Annotated in this window: 15 protein-coding genes; 7 read left to right on the forward strand and 8 right to left on the reverse strand. The window is 60.5% G+C overall.

The window, feature by feature from the left end:
• The first annotated feature begins 23 nt into the window (after positions 1–23).
• On the forward strand, positions 24–1475 hold the full coding sequence (locus tag AB4Z24_RS14755; RefSeq protein ID WP_441709361.1) for a DHA2 family efflux MFS transporter permease subunit: 1452 nt from the start codon (positions 24–26) through the stop codon (positions 1473–1475).
• A gap of 76 nt (positions 1476–1551) precedes the next feature.
• Here the strand turns inward: AB4Z24_RS14755 and AB4Z24_RS14760 are convergent, their stop codons facing one another.
• Together AB4Z24_RS14760 and AB4Z24_RS14765 are read right to left on the reverse strand one after the other, a co-directional pair.
• Positions 1552–2076, reverse strand: coding sequence for an S-adenosylmethionine decarboxylase family protein (locus tag AB4Z24_RS14760; RefSeq protein ID WP_441709467.1), 525 nt, complete (start codon positions 2074–2076; stop codon positions 1552–1554).
• Between the two features lie 276 nt (positions 2077–2352).
• Positions 2353–4716: an AsmA family protein gene (locus tag AB4Z24_RS14765; RefSeq protein WP_441709363.1), complete on the reverse strand. Its 2364-nt coding sequence runs from the start codon at positions 4714–4716 to the stop codon at positions 2353–2355.
• A gap of 299 nt (positions 4717–5015) precedes the next feature.
• Between AB4Z24_RS14765 and AB4Z24_RS14770 the strand changes: the two genes are divergently transcribed.
• On the forward strand, positions 5016–5645 hold the full coding sequence (locus tag AB4Z24_RS14770; RefSeq protein ID WP_441709365.1) for a thermonuclease family protein: 630 nt from the start codon (positions 5016–5018) through the stop codon (positions 5643–5645).
• On the opposite strand, the gene AB4Z24_RS14775 is transcribed toward AB4Z24_RS14770, so the two are convergent.
• Both AB4Z24_RS14775 and AB4Z24_RS14780 read right to left on the reverse strand, forming a co-directional pair.
• Complete coding sequence (locus AB4Z24_RS14775; protein WP_441709366.1) at positions 5587–7329, reverse strand: DUF4166 domain-containing protein; 1743 nt, start codon at positions 7327–7329, stop codon at positions 5587–5589. The two genes, AB4Z24_RS14770 and AB4Z24_RS14775, sit on opposite strands and share 59 nt — an antisense overlap.
• Positions 7330–7346: 17 nt before the next feature.
• Entirely contained in the window at positions 7347–9353 is a 2007-nt protein-coding gene (locus tag AB4Z24_RS14780) for an OmpA family protein (protein WP_441709368.1), read from the reverse strand.
• Between the two features lie 618 nt (positions 9354–9971).
• On the opposite strand from AB4Z24_RS14780, the gene AB4Z24_RS14785 reads away from it, so the two are divergent.
• A complete protein-coding gene (locus tag AB4Z24_RS14785; protein WP_441709370.1) occupies positions 9972–10559 on the forward strand; it encodes an HdeD family acid-resistance protein in 588 nt (195 codons plus the stop codon).
• A 58-nt stretch (positions 10560–10617) separates the two neighbouring features.
• Here AB4Z24_RS14785 and AB4Z24_RS14790 read toward each other — a convergent pair whose 3' ends face one another.
• Complete coding sequence (locus tag AB4Z24_RS14790; protein ID WP_441709372.1) at positions 10618–11601, reverse strand: zinc-dependent alcohol dehydrogenase family protein; 984 nt, start codon at positions 11599–11601, stop codon at positions 10618–10620.
• 462 nt (positions 11602–12063) lie between these two features.
• Between AB4Z24_RS14790 and AB4Z24_RS14795 the strand changes: the two genes are divergently transcribed.
• Together AB4Z24_RS14795 and AB4Z24_RS14800 are read left to right on the forward strand one after the other, a co-directional pair.
• A complete protein-coding gene (locus AB4Z24_RS14795) occupies positions 12064–12318 on the forward strand; it encodes a hypothetical protein (RefSeq protein ID WP_441709374.1) in 255 nt (84 codons plus the stop codon).
• The gene (locus AB4Z24_RS14800) at positions 12305–13315 is read left to right on the forward strand and encodes a hypothetical protein (RefSeq protein WP_441709375.1); all 1011 of its coding nucleotides are present in this window, start codon (positions 12305–12307) and stop codon (positions 13313–13315) included. Before AB4Z24_RS14795 ends, AB4Z24_RS14800 begins: the two co-directional genes overlap by 14 nt.
• Here AB4Z24_RS14800 and AB4Z24_RS14805 read toward each other — a convergent pair.
• Positions 13294–13968 (reverse strand): response regulator transcription factor, encoded by a 675-nt coding sequence (locus AB4Z24_RS14805; protein ID WP_441709377.1) that lies wholly within the window; start codon positions 13966–13968, stop codon positions 13294–13296. The two genes, AB4Z24_RS14800 and AB4Z24_RS14805, sit on opposite strands and share 22 nt — an antisense overlap.
• A 385-nt stretch (positions 13969–14353) precedes the next feature.
• Here AB4Z24_RS14805 and AB4Z24_RS14810 point away from each other — a divergent pair, with 385 nt between their 5' ends.
• Positions 14354–15121: an outer membrane protein gene (locus tag AB4Z24_RS14810; RefSeq protein WP_441709378.1), complete on the forward strand. Its 768-nt coding sequence runs from the start codon at positions 14354–14356 to the stop codon at positions 15119–15121.
• 91 nt (positions 15122–15212) lie between these two features.
• Here the strand turns inward: AB4Z24_RS14810 and AB4Z24_RS14815 are convergent, their stop codons facing one another.
• Both AB4Z24_RS14815 and AB4Z24_RS14820 read right to left on the reverse strand, forming a co-directional pair.
• Positions 15213–15497 (reverse strand): hypothetical protein, encoded by a 285-nt coding sequence (locus tag AB4Z24_RS14815; protein WP_441709380.1) that lies wholly within the window; start codon positions 15495–15497, stop codon positions 15213–15215.
• Positions 15498–15614: 117 nt separating this feature from the next.
• The gene (locus AB4Z24_RS14820; protein ID WP_441709382.1) at positions 15615–16079 is read right to left on the reverse strand and encodes an NUDIX domain-containing protein; all 465 of its coding nucleotides are present in this window, start codon (positions 16077–16079) and stop codon (positions 15615–15617) included.
• A gap of 30 nt (positions 16080–16109) precedes the next feature.
• Here AB4Z24_RS14820 and AB4Z24_RS14825 point away from each other — a divergent pair, with 30 nt between their 5' ends.
• On the forward strand, positions 16110–16517 hold the full coding sequence (locus AB4Z24_RS14825; protein ID WP_441709384.1) for an NUDIX domain-containing protein: 408 nt from the start codon (positions 16110–16112) through the stop codon (positions 16515–16517).
• Positions 16518–16524: the final 7 nt, after the last annotated feature.

The following is a 16524-nucleotide window of genomic DNA, read 5'->3' on the forward strand; positions in this document are numbered from 1 at the left end:
TTCATGCATACCAGACACCAGCAATGACAGAACTGTTCCGCCGCAACCTAATTCCCCTCATCGTTGCCACGGCTCTCTTCATGGAGAACCTGGATGCGACGGTGCTTGCCACATCCTTACCGGCCATTGCTAAGGATCTGAATGCAAATCCGATTCATCTTAAACTCGCGCTGACGACTTATCTCCTGGCGCTGGCCGTTTTCATCCCCGCGTCGGGCTGGATGGCCGACCGCTTCGGCGCCAAGAACATCTTTCGCGCTGCGATGGTAGTGTTCGCGGCCGGTTCCATCGCCTGCGGCCTCTCGACCGATCTCGGCTCGCTCGTTGCCGCACGCATCCTTCAGGGGATCGGCGGCGCGATGATGACGCCGGTCGGCCGGCTGATCGTGCTCCGCACCATCCCGAAGGCCGACATGATCGGCGCCATCGCGTGGTTAACCGTCCCGGCCCTCGTCGGTCCCGTCATGGGCCCCCCGCTTGGCGGCTTCATCACCACCTATTTCAACTGGCGTTGGATCTTCTGGATAAACATTCCGGTCGCCGTTGTCGGGTTGGCGTTGATCACCCGCTTCATTCCGGACGTGCGCGAGAAGGTGACGCGCACCTTCGATTTGCGAGGCTTCCTGCTGATCGGGCCCGGCCTGTCGATGTTCCTGACGGGCATCACGATGATGGGGCTCGGCATCGTCGACAGAGAAACCGTGCTTCTGATTTCGGCAACCGGAGCGGTCCTTCTCGGCGCTTACGTTTGGCATGCCCTGCGGGTGCCTGCACCGATCGTCGACTTGCGATTGCTGACCATACCGACCTACCGCGCGGGTGTCGTCGGCGGCTTTTTCTTCCGCACCGGCCTCGGCGCCGGCCCGTTTCTATTGCCGCTGCTGTTTCAATCCGGATTCGGCATGACGGCATTCCAATCGGGGCTGATGACCTTCGCAACCGGCATCGGCGCCATGTTCATGAAGACGCAGGCCGCGACGATCATCCGGCGTTACGGCTTCCGGCGGGTGCTGATGGTGAATGCCGTCATATCGAGCCTCTTTGCGGCCTTCCCGTCGCTGTTCTCGAGCGCCACGCCGCCGCTGCTGATCGTCGGACTGTTCCTCCTGGGAGGCCTCTCCCGCTCGCTTCAGTTCACGAGCGTCAACACACTCGCCTACGCCGACGTGCCGCCTGAGCGCTTGAGCTCGGCGACGAGCTTCGCCGTGGTCTGTCAGGAACTGTCCGGCTCGGTCGGCGTCACCATCGCCGCGATGGGCCTTGAAGGCATGCAGCACCTCGTCGGCGGCACTGCCATCGACGCCGGACATTTCCCGCCGGTCTTCATCCTGATCGCAATCGTCTCAGTATCGTCGATCCTGTTCTTCAGGAAGCTTTCGCTATCCGCCGGCGCGTCGCTCCTGCCGACGGAAGCGATGAAGGCGGCGGAGCCGCCGAAGGAAGTCGCCCGCCTCAGCGAAGGCCACGTCGGATAGGCTTAGCCAAGCACGAAAGCCGCGATCGGAGGTCCGATCGCGGCCACTATCGCTGGTCGTGGAGAGCGGAAGCGGTTTAAGCCGCTTTCTTCGCTTGGGCCTTCTGGCGCGGAGCCTTGCGCGGTGCCTCAGGCACCACGCGAAGGGCCGGAACGGTCAAGTCCGTGACCGTCCGCTTGCGACGGATGACGGCTTCGCGAGCGCCGAACGCCTGCGCGAGGGCGAGCAGAGCCGATGACGGCTTCAGTCCCACACATCCGCGCGCGTCGACGGCGGCAAAGCCAGTCCGCGAGCATGCCTGCAAAGACAGGTGCCCGGAGCTCAAGACCGCGACACCCGACACGCCGCCGCCGGCGACGCGATCGAGGTGGAGGCTCTTGAGCTTGAGGCCCAAGCTCTCGACGGCACGCTTTGTCGCACGCTCGGCCGACTTGACGTCGTCGAGGCGCTCCGCGCCGTGGAGATCGATAAAGATCGTAGTCCCTGCACTATTGACGCTATGCTCAGCAGTCGGACTCCTAGTCGAGTCCAGAGCTTCCGTGTTGAACGCAGCGCGCGAAAAATCTTCCTCTTGGGCGGTGCTTGAACGAGTCAAGTCCATCCCCAATTGGAAGAGGGTGTCATTAAAGGCCATGTGACCCTCCCCAACCAGCAGATAGGTTTGACTCGCCCGCTCCTTACCTCATTGGTTCTGGAAAACCTCGACCATGTTGGCAGGTGGACAGACGAGAGAGGCTGCATATGAGGCCAATGCCCCCCCCACGCAAGAGCTTTTTGACCCTCATGCGGATTTTTTTTCGTCGAGGGCTTCCATCGACTTAACCGAAGATAAAACAATCGATCTGATTGAGGGATCCAAGCGCGACAATTGCGCAAATTACTCGTCCTGTTTGCCGAGGAATTTGTTCAGCAGATCTTTTGCTTTCTTCTTGTTGGTCGCAGCGGTGCTCGACGGATCCTCGTCGGCCTTCTTGCCGAAGAGCTGATCGACGATCTCGTTGGGATTCTTGCCTTTGAACTTTTTGCCGATCTCCTTGATCGTCTCCACCGTCTTGTCCTTGTCGGAAAGCACGGCTTTGAAGTCTGGACGATAGGAAGGCTTGTCCCAGGAGCCCGTGATGTGGACCGGAACCTCGATCCCGGAGGCTCCCGCATCGCTCGGCTGACCCTCCGCCGCGGCAATGAGCTTCGGCCGGATCGTGTAATCGACGGTGCGCTCGGGCATGCGCGCGGTGCCCGAACCCGTAACCCTCAGCATCGGGCTGATGAGCTGCAGATCCTGGTTCTGCGCCACGCCGTTGACGATCGTGAACGTCGCGCCGAGCGCGCTGAAGTCGGTCTTTTCCGACGGCGCCGTTTTAAATCCTCCGAGGTTGCCTTGTGTCAGGCCGCGTATCGCTCCGGGCAGATTGAAGCCGACGATGGCGCCATCCGCAAACTGGAAGCCGGCCGTGCCGTTGAGGCTTTCGATCAGCTGCAACTGGCTGACGCCGTTCGCCGTCAGCTGCAGTGCCACATTGGCGTTGCCCGAAATCCACCCGAAATTCGCAGAATCCTTCAGGAACGGCAGCGCTGAAACGCCGTCGAGCTTGAAGTTCGCGCCGACATTTGCGCTTCCTGCCGACCCACCGATTGTGAGGACGCCGTTGCCGTGCCCCTTGTAAAGCGCGACGTCGTTGAACTTCGCCTGCATCACCAGATCTTTGACCGCGACCTCGACCGAGGATTTGCCGATTGCGATGTTCTTGAACTGAAGCTTGTCGACGCTCACGCGTGCGTTGCCGTCGGCGACGCCGAGAAGCGTCAGGTTCAGCGCCTCGCTCGACCAGCCTAGCCGCTGTTCGACGCCATACACTTTCGAGCCTTGCAGCAGTTTCTCGATCTGATCGGGCGTCGCCGGCGTCGGCTGCCTCGCGGGCGCCGCTGGCGCTGCCTCTGGTTCAGGCACTGGAGCTGGCTCTGGCGCCGGCGTGGCATCGTGGCTGGCCGCTGCTCCCTCGGTCGCGAGCGGGCCGGTCACCGCGCTGGTCAGGTATTTGTTGAGATCGAGTGCCGAAACGCCGAGGTCGGCCTCGACGTAGGGCCTGATACCGCCCGTCGTGACCTTGATCGTGCCCCTCGCAGCCGCGCCGTCGAGTCCGAATTCGGCATCCGTGAACACAGTGATGTTGTCGAATGTCTTGAGCCGTCCCTTGATCGACATGGGGCCGAAACCAGAGACGGGCGGCAGCTGAGTTCCGAACCAGGTGGCAAGTCCGCGCGTCGAATTCGATTGCGCGCTGACTTGGCCGTCGAGGAAGGCGCCGTCTTTGACGACGAGGCCGCCGTCATAGGATGCGGTGATCAACGGATTGTTCGCGTTGAAGGCGAGGTGAGTGGGCTTTTCCGCGGCGAGCCCGCGGACATCGTCGACCTTGCCGTCGAAGTCGAGCCGCCGGTCGTGCCAGACGAGATTGCCGTTGGCGACGAGCGGACTTTCGAGCGAAGGCAGCCTGAGCGAAACGTTCACCTCGGAGACTTCCGAAACCTTCCCCGAACGCTCGTCGGTAAAGCGGAAGGTTCCATTCTGCAGTGTCACGTTCTCGATTTGCACGTCCGCCGCATTGTCGCCCGCGCCGCTGTTGTCCGCCATCGCGACTGCGATCGGCGCCGCGTCAAGCCGGGTTCCCCGCATCTGCAACTCTGCAAGCCGCGTCGGCGCGTTGACGGCTGCGAACTCCCAATTTCTGTGGCCGTCCTTATCGACGCGCAGGTCGAGCGTGGGGCTCTTGAGCGTCACCGCATTGATCTTGGGCTGCCGCTGCAAAAGCGTCATCGGATCGACGCTCGCCTCGAGCGCTTGCGCCTTGAGGAAATTGCCCTCCATTCCTGGCGGACCCGACAGCGACACGTCCTTCAGCGAGATGCCGAGAACGGGGAAGAAAGTGAACGCGGCTCCTCCCGCGATGACGAGATCGCGGCCGGTACGAGCTTTGACCTGCTCGGTGATCGTCTGCCGGATCAAGTCGCTTGGCGGGTTGAGCAGCAGATAACCAACGCCGGCGCCGACGACAGCGAGGATGAGAAGGCTGACGTAAAGCACCCCGGCCCAGAGGCTGCTCCGAGGAGCGGGCGGTCTCCGCCGTCCACCTCCTCCGCCGCCCGGTGGTGGCGGCGTACGGCGGGGTCCAGAACCGAGGGGCGCGCGCTCGAAGCTCGGCCTTATAGGCGGCAGCGGCGGCGGCGCGGAATTGTACGACATGCAGTCCTCTTAAGAGCGGCGAACGGGCCGCGTAAAGCGGCGCAAAATATCGATGCGAATTATGTCACTTACGGGCCGCAAACCCCTGGGGTGCAAAGTCGAAATGCCCCGGGAGGCGCGTCAGCGGGCTACCTGCAGGCTGGACCATTTCTTTCCTCGTTTTTTAAGCACCTCGGATTTTACCCCGAGGCGAGTGTGCGGGGATTTCTATTTTCGCGATCGTAGAATCCCTCATAGGTTGCATAATTAAGTCATAACTTCGCCAAGGTTGCGACGCATATTCCCGGCAGACTTTGGCAATGCCAGAACCGTCTTTCCCGTTACGACTATCGCGCACTTGCCTTCGGGCAGGTGCGCTCTTTCTCCTGTCCGTTCCGCCAATTGCCGCCATCGCGACGACAGCGCCGGAAAACGGTCAGCCGGCAATCATCTCAGGTTTAGGCCGAGTCGTTGATGGCGACACACTCGATGTGGGCGCCACGCGCGTTCGCCTCGAAGGCATCGATGCCCCGGAAACGGCGCAGACCTGCCAGACCGCAACTGGGGAATCCTGGGCATGCGGGAAAGCTGCAACGGCCATGATGCGCAAATTGTCCGAGCGCCAGGACGTCGCCTGCGACCGCACGGGCACCGATCGCTATCATCGAACGCTCGCGACCTGCTTCGTCGAAGGCGTCGACATCGGCGAAGCGATGGTGCGCGCCGGGCTCGCCTGGGCCTTCGTCAAATATTCGACGGTCTACGTTGCCATCGAAGCCGAAGCGCGAAAGGGAAACATAGGCGTGTGGCAAGGCCCGGCCGAGGCGCCTTGGGATTTTCGCCGCAACGAATGGCAGGTCGCCGAAGTCGCCGCCCCGAAAGGCTGCGCGATCAAAGGCAATGTCTCGTCGCACGGCCGCATCTATCACATGCCGTGGGACGGGCGCTGATTGACGTCTCATCCACGTTCGGCTCGGCAGCGTTCTTCTTCATTGGCTCGAGCCACCCGCGATAGTGCGCCAGTAGCCCGATGAGCGGCAGTCCAATTCTGACGTCGAAGTGAAAGCGCCAGTCCTCGCCTTCGAACTCGCGCGTGTCGGACGTCGGCGCCAGAAAGAGCGGCAGCCTCACTGGGCCGATACGCCAGCCGACGACCGGCATCCGCACTTCGCCGCGTTCGGTGCTGAGCCCGAGCCGGATATCGAATGGCCCGAAGCGCTCAGAAATAACGGTGCCGCCTTCGTATCTGAGGCGGGACGCAAAGCGGCTCCCAGCGAAATTCCGCTGCCAGATTTCCTCCCCTCCGCCACGATCGACCGTAACCGTCACGTCGGCGCCGCGGGCCGACGCCGGAAAACCGGCGGACACTCTCACCAGGCGTCCGGCGAGGGAGGTCGCAGCATCGATGTCCGCCTTGCCCGTCCAGACCGGCGGCGCGTCCTGATCGTGAAATGCACGAACGGCGTGGGGCAATCGCCTGTAGCTCGCGCTTCCGGACGCGGACGCGATGAGGCAATCCGGGTCAGCATACTGAATGGTCCGCGAGGTCGTAAGCGACGGCGGCGACATCTCGGCCTCGATCGACGCGAGCGGCAATGCTGCGATTTCGGCGCCTGCCCTCTCGCCGCCGCGAAGCAACGACCGCGTCAACGCAACGGCGGGAAGAACCGGAACGTCCGGACCTGCACCTTTTTCGGCAATGAGAAGCCAGCGCGCACGGGTCTGTCGCCCGCTCGCATCGATGCCGGCGCACGTCACCGTCATGCCGCCGCGATCGGTCGAAAAGAGACGCGTGATGCGTCGCGCCTTCTCCAGCAACGGCGCCAAGGATTCGATTTTCGTAATCACGCCGCGCTGCCTGAGCTGCGCGAGCGCGAATAGTCCAAAATGCTCGATGCGCGACTGAAGCCCGGCGCTGAATGACACCCGTGACCGGACGTCAAAGCGCCGCTGCATCAGCACTGCGTCGGCCGTTTCGACTGGCGAGAGATAGCGCGTTCCAAGCCGCTCGATCTTGGTGCGCCGAACGCCGCCCCAACCAGCAATGCCACGTTGTCTGCCTTCGTCGAAGACCGTGATCGGTGCGCCGGTATAGGAGAGAATTGCACGAATGACAGCCTCGCCGACATCGCCGCCGCCTCCCGGCATGATCGCGATATCGATGCTGTCGACGCGCCGCCATCCCGTGGTCAGATCCTCGACGACAGCCATCGACAACGCCGGTGTCGAGCTTGCCCCGGCACGTGCGGCGACGCCCCGGGAGCGCGCGACGGCGTCGAGTGCCGTTCCGAAGTTGAGAAGGTAATCGCGCGCATCGGCAAGATCGATCCAGTGCGCGCCAAGGCCTATAGCCGCGCGTGCAAGATCGTAGTTGGCGGATTGAAACGGGCCCGAGGCATCGATGACGAGCCACGGCGATAGCGACCGCAGCCGGGCCATGCTCGACGGATCGTTCCGGTCAAAAGCAAAGGGGATGCAACGCGCACCCCCTTTCAATTTCTGCGTAAGAGCCCTGGCGCGCTCTTCGCTACGTGACGTGAGCGTGAGTTCCACGCCCTCGATCGTCGCAAGCCGCCGTGCCAGCCGTTGCCCGAAGAAGCCTGTTGCTCCTATCAGCATGATGCGGCGAGGCACGGCCGTCCCTCACGATCTCAGTACCGCGGATCGCGCGGAGGGCCATCATACGGTCCGTTATCGCCGCGCCGATCATCGCCATACGGCCGGTCTCCACCCGGTGGCGGCGGCGGAGGTCCACCATCACGCGCGAGAAGCGGCGTGATGCGGCGAACGGCGACGCGGCGGTTCAACCGTTCTGGGGCTGATGTCGGCACTTTCAGATACTGTTTGCCATAGCCCTGGGTCGTCATGTTTTCGAACGGCACCTGGAACTGTTCGCTTAACACTGTGGCAACAGACTCCGCGCGCCGGTCCGATAGCGAAAGGTTGTCTTCCACCGAGCCGACGGCATCCGTGTAGCCTTCGATCATGAAGACCTCGTTGGGATTGCGATCGATGATGCGGTTCATGCCCCGCGCGATCCGCTCGAGCTTGCGATACTGACTCGGATCGACATCCCACGCACCGAACTCGAAGGTGATATCGTCAAGATCGACACGACGCATGCGGTCGCGAAGACCGACCGTCGCCCGGATTTCGTCCAGCGTGTAACGATCGCTGAAATCGTCGACCGGGGGCGCGCTCAGGGCCTCGTACACGTCGTCGTCGCTCGCACGTTCGTAATCGACGATGTATTTGTCGCGCGGAATAAGGACGCGTGGCGGCGGCACGTCGAGAACCGAATTCAGGATCGCCGCACCGGCAGCGACGCCGATACCGATGCCGATGCCTGTCGCGATGCCTCTGCCGATGCCATCACCCCCGCGGCGGCGATTGTCGATGATGATGACATCGCGCCCGTCCGGCCCGCGACGATAACGGCGCAGAAGCTGTCCGTTCGCGTCGGTTTCCGAATAAACCTTGAAACCGCCCGGCCGGTCGATGATCGAAACGTTCGTGCCGCCCTGGCCTTTTTCAAAGCGCGCACGCGGGTCCACACGCCGCAAGCGCTCGTTCTCGTCGTGCTGGATGACGACGCGATTGTTCTCTTTGAAAATCCGGCGCTGGCCCGGCTCTTCGATCACGACTCCCTTGCCGCCGTCGATTTTCACTTCCTTGCGCTGTTCGCGCAGGTTTTCGAACCTGCGCTTGGCGTCTGCGGGCGAAAGCGGCCTGTTCGGCTCACCGAAATTGTTCGTCTGCGCCGGCGGTTGTGGCTGGGTTCCGCCGCCGGGATTGTCGATGACAGGACGTCCGGGCGGAGGCTGGTTGGATCCTGGATTTGGCGCCTGATCGTGGTCGCGATCGCGTCCACCGAACTGCTTCGATTTGTCGGGCCGGTTCCGGTCGTTGCCCGGGCCGCCGAACTGATCGTTGAGGTTTTTCGGCTTGCCGTTGAACGGCTGTTGTTGTGGCTGCGGTTCAGCCTGCTGCTGTTGCGGGGGCGGAGCCTTGACCGGGTTATTCACAACCGGCGGCTTGTTTTGCTGATCTTTCTGCTGCGGATTGCCGAACGCGTTCGGGTTGCCCTGAGGCTGGTTGCCGCCACCGAACTCTCTTGAAGGTCTTTCCCGCTTCGGGCGTTGCTGATCCTGCTGCTGGCCCTGCTGCTGCTGATTTCTCTGCTGCTGATCACCGAACGCGTTAGGATTGCCCTGAGGCTGGTTGCCGCCACCGAAATCTCTTGAAGGTCGTTCCCTCTGCGGGCGCTGCTGATCCTGCTGCTGGCCCTGTTGAGGCTGATTTTTCTGCGGATTGCCGAACGCATTCGGGTTGCCCTGAGGCTGGTTGCCGCCACCGAACTCTCTTGAAGGTCTTTCCCGCTGCGGGCGCTGTTGATCCTGTTGCTGGCCCTGCTGCTTCTGGCCCCAAGACCGATCTTGCCGGTTCTGTTCTTGTCCGCCGCCCGGCTGTCCAGGTTGCTGCCTATGGTCGTTGCCGCCGCGATCGTCCTTCCCGTGGCGCTTCGAATTGTCGTCCTTGCCGTTATTGTCGCCTGCCGGCGGTTGACGCTGATCGTCGGCGCGAACGAGCGTCGGCGCCGCGGCAAATACTGCCAATAGCGAAGCGGTCGCCAAGATCGCTTTTCGGGTAGATGTCATGCTGATCCCTCGAATTATTGCAGCGTCCCCGGATGACGTTGCGAATCGATTTAGCTTCGACGTTCTTCTTAGTTGGAATTCCGGCAATTGCCGCATCCGACGGCGCCGAAGCTATCCCTTCGACGCTGAGGGATAAAGGCAGCCGTATGAAGCCCGCGTGAATAGGTTGCGGCGAAATCGTGGCCGATGATTTGGTTAAAACACGTATTCGTCATGCATGCGCGTGCAAAAATGGCCATTGCCGTTTTAGCGGAATGAATGCGCGACATCTCCAAACTCGTGGCTTTGTTTCGAAGCAGATCGCGTCGCAACGCCGAGGGCAATGATGTGCCAAGCCGCGCATCGGCCACGCTAGAGCGCGGCGGAGGTGTCGATTGCGAAGCCGATAGAGGCGCCACTTCTGCACCCTCTCGGTCAACGGCGAAGCTTGCAAGCGCAACTCGCTAAATCCCATGGTGACTTTCGACCCACAGGCGCGCCGGTCGAGGCTAAGGCAACGGAATTTCCAAGCGCCGGTCATAAGTTATTCACGACGTGTCGGCTCTTGCGGCAGGACGTTGGGTTTTGTCGTAATGTCCGTGGTATGATTTCTCACTCCAACCCACGGGAGTTTGACAAATGACGTTCGATCAATCGGGTGTCCGCAGCTTCAGAATGGAACTCGCGTCGTCGCTTCAGGCCCATTGGAAGCTCTATCTGTTCGAAGGCATCGTGCTGATCATTCTTGGCATAGCCGCAATCCTCATTCCTCAAATCGCGACGCTGACTGTCGAGCTCTTCATTGGCTGGCTCCTGCTGTTCAGCGGCATAGCCGGTCTTTTTACGACCTTCTCGATTCGTCCGATGCCGGGTTTCTGGTGGTCGCTCTTCTCGGCTTTGATCGGGATCGCAGCCGGCTTGATGCTTCTCTTCTGGCCGATATCCGGCGTGATATCGCTCACTCTCGTCCTGATTGCCTTCTTCATTCTCGAAGGTATCGCTTCGATCCTGTTCGCGTTGGAGCATCGCGCCGAATTGCCGGGAAGCTGGTGGGCCATGCTGTTGAGCGGAATTGTCGACTTGGTGCTGGCGGGCTTGATCTTCTTTGGTCTGCCATCCTCAGCGGGCTGGGCAATCGGCCTTCTGGTCGGCATCAACTTGATCTTTGGTGGCTGCGCCTTGAGCGCAATGGCGCTGCAAGCACGGAACATCGACACCCGGGCGTAACGCCTCGAGCGTTTCTGGTTGTCTCTGAGAAGCGCAGTCGATGGGGCGGCGCGGCGGCTTAAGGAACAAGCACGGCCGCGCCGGAAAAGCGTCCCGCCCTGAGATCCGCCAACGCCTCGTTCGCGGCCGTCAACGGATAGATTGTCGTCGTTGTCTTGACCGCGGCCTTCGGAGCAATGGCGACAAACTCCCTGCCGTCCTGCCGGGTTAAGTTGGCGACCGATCGAATTTCCCGCTCTTCCCAGAGTATGTAATAGGGGAACGAGGGAATGTCGCTCATGTGGATACCTCCGCAGACGACGCGGCCGCCCTTCCGGACGGCCCTCAGCGCCGCGGGGACCAGCGATCCGACCGGCGCGAAGATGATGGCGGCATCGAGAGGGTCCGGCGGCATAGCGTCGGATGTGCCGCTCCAGCGCGCGCCGAGAGCGAGGGCGAACCGCTGCGCGGCTTCGTCGCCCGATCGGGTGAAGGCATAGACCTCGCGGCCCTGCCACCGGCACACTTGCGTGATGATGTGCGCCGCCGCCCCGAAGCCATAGATGCCGATCCGCTCGCCCTCACCGGCGAGCCGCAATGATCGCCAGCCGATGAGGCCCGCGCACATCAAGGGCGCTGCTGCGACGGGATCATCGAAATTCGCCATGGGAAACGCGAAATCGGCATCCGCGATGGTATGTGTCGCGAAACCGCCGTCACGCGTGTAGCCCGTGAAGAGCGGGACGTCGCAGAGGTTCTCTCGTCCGCTGGCGCAATAGGGACAGTGTCCGCAGACGTGTCCGAGCCAAGGCACACCAACGCGGTCACCAACCCGATGATCCGTCGTACCAGGACCCACCGCATCCACGATGCCGATGATCTGATGACCAAGAATGATCGGCAGCTTCGGAAACGGCAATTCGCCGTCGATGATGTGAAGATCCGTCCGGCAGACGGCGCAAGCCTCGACGCGAATGCGTATCTGGCCGCTCTCGGGTATAGGATCGGGCCGCTCTTCGAGCTCCAGTGGCCGTCCGACGGCGTGGAAGACCATGGCTTTCATCGATCGATCTTTCCGGGCAAAAAAGTTGGCGAAACGGGGCAGTCGAAGCCTCATGCCAATTGAACCTACAAAACGCGCGCACGCTATGGGCTTTTCCAGCAAATGCCCCTGACGGTTTCGACAGTTGATTGGCTGCGCCTATGTGAGACTCTGGGCGGGCCAGCGAAGCCTCCGTCCGCGCGTTGGCCGGATAGCGGGCGTCTCGTTTCTCTCCCAGACCGAGGCGCCCGCAAGCGAGAAGCTCTCGCAATTCTCTCTGTACAGATCAACCCGCCAATGCCACCGGCAAATTTGCGTCCGGTGGTTACGTAGAAGTCGCGCAAGCGTTCTATTTTCAATTTGAGCAGAATTCTCGAAGCGCCACTGTCGTTCCGATCAGGTTCTTGAACGATGCTTCTCCGGCATTGTTCGCGCCCAGCAAAGCTTGCCAGCAACGTCGCCTTGCACCGATAGGAGAGGTGGATGAACGATCAGAATCCGTTGCAATACCGGAAAGTCGGCCGCAGCTTCCATCGTCATCTCGCCTATCGCCTGCGCCGGAATATCATCAGCCAGCGGATGACGCGCGGCCGCTGCCGGGTAAGATCGATCTTTCGGCAAGAGATTGGCGCTGCACCGCAGCCGTTTCCCGCACATCATTTGACGGCATCGAACATCGATCTCGATCATCTGACCAGCACGCTCGACCTCTTCGAGGCCGGCCATGCCAGCGGCTGAGCACAATGCCTCACTGACAAGTGGTTGTGACGCAAGCGGAACCGTTATTCCACATCCGGCATTACGGCGACTTGTGAACATTCAGCGCGAGTTCGAGCAATCGTTCGCACAAAAGCCGCCCCAAGAAACCGCATCGCTACAGCCCGAGCGCGCCATCGAAACACTGGTGCGTTGGCGGCAGATGGCAAAGCGGACGCTCATTCGCGTTGCGATGGTATCGATTTTGGCCAATCTGTTGGTGCTGATCGTGCCGCTCTCTCTTCTTCAACTATCCGATTTCGTTTTGCCGGATAGAGGGCTTGCGCCGCTTCTGTCATTGCCGCTTCTGACGCTGATCCTGATCGCCGCGATGTCCATGCTCGACATTCGTCGAAGGACGATTTTGAACGGCCTTGCGGTCTCGATGGAAATGCTCTTCGGCAACGCGCTACTTTCTGCGATGCTGGCCTCCGGGCCGACGCAGGAACGTGGCTATGTGGAAAGGCTACGCGACGTACACCAAGTGCGCATTTTCCTCGGAAGCCCGACAATGCTGCACCTCACTGATGCGCCGATGCTGCCACTTTTTTTTACTGGACTCGTCCTCATTGATCCCGGTCTCGGAGCGATCGTGTTGATCTCAGCCCTCGTATCTGGGACCATTGTTCTAAAGTGCACGCGCCGGACCTCCTACGTCGCGCAGGCGTTGACGGCGGCCGCGATCCTTGGCTGGAGTGCGCATCTCTTGCTCGGAGGCACACTGACCATCGGAACGACGATCGCAGCAGCCATCATTGCCGGCCGCGCGCTTCGCTCATTTGAAGGCGTGATCGGGGGATGGAAGATGGCGACGTGCGCATGGACAGCATATGTCCGCGTTCGAGCAAAGTTCGAAAACCTTTCCGCCGTTGCGGAGGTCTCGCCTTCGCCGTCACTTCCGCCCAAGTTTGCGATGGCAAATGTGCTGCCGCTTGGGAACTCTAAACAGAAAAGCCGTCATATCGCGATGAGTTGCTGAGCAACGACTTTCGCGACAGCCTGCGTCGTCGTCGTGCAGTTCAGCTTCTCTCGCGCGGAATTGAGGTGGAATCGTACGGTGCGTTCGCTGATCCCGAGGATCACGCTTGCCTCCCAAGCCGACTTGCCGGCCGCCACCCATCGCAAGCAATCCAGTTCTCTCGCCGATATCACGAGCGCATCGGATGTATCGATGCCGTTTCGGCGGAGCATATGGCTATGGAAATAGTCACCGAGCGTCTTGAGCTCTGCACAGGAAGGCGCGCCTTCCGCTTCCGTGTCGCCCGCCAGAGGCACGCTGCGCGTGTATCCTAAAATCGCGATCTCACGGCCGCGGGCCGTCAGCTCAATTGCGGACTCTGAAGCTTCGTTGGTGCTGCAGCCTTTCCAACGCTGCGCGAGTTTCGTGATTTCCAAGTCCGCGAGTTGCGCAGGCGGAATGGGATAAGGCGTAATCGCCTGGCTCGCAAAATCACTGCTGAACGCACAATGTACGAACGCACGGCTCGAATGCCGGGGGATATTCACACACAAATAGAAAAGATCATTGAGATGATAAATCGAACGCGTGGCAGAAAGAAATGCGACGCCCTTGTCTCGCTCGACGATCGCCGCCGGATCCGGCACGATCTGCGCTAATACGCCCTTCAGCACTGTAAAATAAATCCGGAGTATAAAGAGGCTCTAAAACATTTTTGATTGTAACGCCGTCGCGTGGAGTATGCGTAAAGCGGCGCTGCATCATTTTAAATTAAATGCGTATGCGGACGATTTTCCGGAAGTGCTGCGCTGGGCAGGGGCTTCGAGGCATCGATGAGCGTGGAGGTTGGGCAACGCCGCGCTGTAATGAGAGCCAACCGGCTGCGCGAGGCTCGACGTCTTGTTGCGAATCACATCCCCTATAGGTGAAGCCAAACATTCATTGCAATTATCGTTTTTCTGACCTCGATCTTCTCAGTTTTTGAATTTCCAAGCTTCCGATTTTTCAGACGACGAATGTCAGATTTCTCAAATCCGTTTTCAGACAGGTTCTTATATTATGAAAATCGTTCAGCTGTTTACAGCGCTAGTCCTGTGCCTGCTCGGAGCTTCTGCGGCACATGCCGATGGCCTAGATCTTCCCTGGGGTGGGCCGCCCGGAACGCCATGCGGCGGAATTTATTCCGGTCTCTACGTTGGCGGAGAGCTCGGTGGCGGCAGTATGAGAACGAAGGCAGCGGCGGATCTGGGGTCCATCAGCGCGAATGATGGAGGCTTCACTATTGGTGAGTACAGTGGTTACAACTACCAATGCGGTGATGCACTCATAGGCATTGAATCGGAATTCAGCTATTTCGGCGCCGAAACCCGTCCCGGATGCCCGGGATGCGGTGAAGCCTTCAACTCATCGATGAACTGGTTCAGCTCGCTTCGCGGCAGAGTGGGCATCGTCGCGGATGACAACATTCTTTTGTTCGCCACCGGCGGTCTCGCCTATTCAACTGTCGACCACCAATTCAGCGATCCATTCGCGCCGGGCGGACCGTTTGGAAAGTCGAATAGCGATACGAAGTTGGGCTGGACGGTCGGCGGCGGCTTCGAAATGTTTTTGAGGGACAACTGGGCGCTCCGCGGCGACGCCCTATTCGTCGATCTGGGGCGCGACAGCCAGAACTTTTCGTTCGGTGCCTGCGATGGCGGACCCTGCAACGTGCACGTAAGCTGGGATGACAGCTTTTGGGTAGCTCGTATTGGCCTGACCTATCTCTTCAACGCTGGGTCAGTACCGGTGATCCCGGAATATGTCCCGGAATATAGCGTGAAGTGATGGCTCTCGGCGGATCGCGCCAGGAGGCGACGAAATAGGGCGGACGTCGCCACGTCCGCCCTCTATTTGTGATCAGCATAGGTTGCTTCTGTTACGCCGCAGTGGCCTCGGAGACTTCCGGCTGCCACGCTCCGGATGCATCGGCCGCAGCTGCAAGAGCGACGAGATAGGTCGTCGAAATTTCTCCGGATTGAAACATCGCGTCGACCCGGGCAGCCTCCGCCATCATGTCCGCGATTTCGTCATCGGAAAGCCGCTCGGAATAGGCCGCGGAAAGCTCGATCTTGGAATTGCATTCAACCATGACGCCACTCGATCCCGTTGATTTCTTCGCGCTTGTCCGGCCATCCCAATCTTCGAGTCGATCGGCGCGCATATGTTCGATATCGGCGATATTCCCTAAGATCTTCAAAGCTTTCGCTGGTCCGATGCGGAGTTGCTTAAAATGCGGTTAGCGCTGCTCCTTATTGGATCGAAATCGGGGCGGCGGCCCTCATTCGGACCGCCGCAATAGGTCGAGCCGGTCCAAAAAATCGCCCTGGCTTCTCAGGATTTTCGCGCGGGCTGTGGTGAGATCGAACCAATCGGCGCGATCGATCTCGGGAAAATTTTGCATTCGGCCGGAGCGCGGCGGCCATTCTATGCTGAATGTATTGCTAACGAGCGTCTCGGGATTCCAGTCAGCCTCTATCGCCCAGACGTGAACGCTTTTTCCTCCGGCTTGCCGGACCGACCCGAGCGGCGTCACCGCGCCCTTCGGCTGAAACCCTGTCTCCTCGGCGAACTCGCGCAATGCGGCTTTATATAAGTCTTCTCCATCCAGAACCTCGCCTTTGGGTACGGTCCAGGAACCTTCATCTTTTCTGCGCCAGTATGGTCCCCCGGGGTGCCCGAGCAGGACTTCAAGCCCGTTCCGGTCGCGATACAACAATACGCCAGCGCTCGTCGCAGTTTTCACGTTATCGCTTTCGACGTAAATAGGATGACCATGTCGCTTCCTCGAACGCCAGCTCTCACTGCCGACTGCGTTGTCGTCGACCCGGACCGCGGCGTGCTGATGGTCCGGCGAAAAAATCCGCCTTACAAGGGTTATCTGGCGCTTCCCGGTGGGTTTGTCGAAATCGGCGAAGCCGTCGAGGATGCGGCGCGTCGTGAACTCAAGGAAGAAACGAGCCTCGAGGCGATGAACCTTGCTCTCGTCGGCGTCTACTCGCGCCCCGATCGTGATCCGCGCGGCCACGTCTGCTCGGTCGCATTCCTGACGAGCGACGCGCGAGGGGAGCCGAAAGCGGGTGACGATGCGGAAGCTTTCGACTGGATAAAAGATTTCGATGGCGTTGCAATCGCCTTCGATCACCGGGAAATTATCACTGACGCGCTGAACCTCATCCGATGATGTGAGC

The sequence above is a fragment of the Hyphomicrobium sp. 2TAF46 genome (assembly GCF_052114865.1).
Lineage (GTDB): Bacteria > Pseudomonadota > Alphaproteobacteria > Rhizobiales > Hyphomicrobiaceae > Hyphomicrobium_B.

Excerpts from the sequence above, each read along its gene's own strand:
- AB4Z24_RS14800 (WP_441709375.1), top strand. The coding sequence starts at position 12,305 with ATGCCAGCGGCTGAGCACAATGCCTCACTGACAAGTGGTTGTGACGCA.
- AB4Z24_RS14810 (WP_441709378.1), top strand. The coding sequence starts at position 14,354 with ATGAAAATCGTTCAGCTGTTTACAGCGCTAGTCCTGTGCCTGCTCGGA.
- AB4Z24_RS14765 (WP_441709363.1), bottom strand. The coding sequence starts at position 4,716 with ATGTCGTACAATTCCGCGCCGCCGCCGCTGCCGCCTATAAGGCCGAGC.
- AB4Z24_RS14760 (WP_441709467.1), bottom strand. The coding sequence starts at position 2,076 with ATGGACTTGACTCGTTCAAGCACCGCCCAAGAGGAAGATTTTTCGCGC.
- AB4Z24_RS14795 (WP_441709374.1), top strand. The coding sequence starts at position 12,064 with ATGAACGATCAGAATCCGTTGCAATACCGGAAAGTCGGCCGCAGCTTC.
- AB4Z24_RS14785 (WP_441709370.1), top strand. The coding sequence starts at position 9,972 with ATGACGTTCGATCAATCGGGTGTCCGCAGCTTCAGAATGGAACTCGCG.
- AB4Z24_RS14825 (WP_441709384.1), top strand. The coding sequence starts at position 16,110 with ATGTCGCTTCCTCGAACGCCAGCTCTCACTGCCGACTGCGTTGTCGTC.
- AB4Z24_RS14770 (WP_441709365.1), top strand. The coding sequence starts at position 5,016 with ATGCCAGAACCGTCTTTCCCGTTACGACTATCGCGCACTTGCCTTCGG.
- AB4Z24_RS14790 (WP_441709372.1), bottom strand. The coding sequence starts at position 11,601 with ATGAAAGCCATGGTCTTCCACGCCGTCGGACGGCCACTGGAGCTCGAA.
- AB4Z24_RS14815 (WP_441709380.1), bottom strand. The coding sequence starts at position 15,497 with ATGCGCGCCGATCGACTCGAAGATTGGGATGGCCGGACAAGCGCGAAG.
- AB4Z24_RS14780 (WP_441709368.1), bottom strand. The coding sequence starts at position 9,353 with ATGACATCTACCCGAAAAGCGATCTTGGCGACCGCTTCGCTATTGGCA.
- AB4Z24_RS14755 (WP_441709361.1), top strand. The coding sequence starts at position 24 with ATGACAGAACTGTTCCGCCGCAACCTAATTCCCCTCATCGTTGCCACG.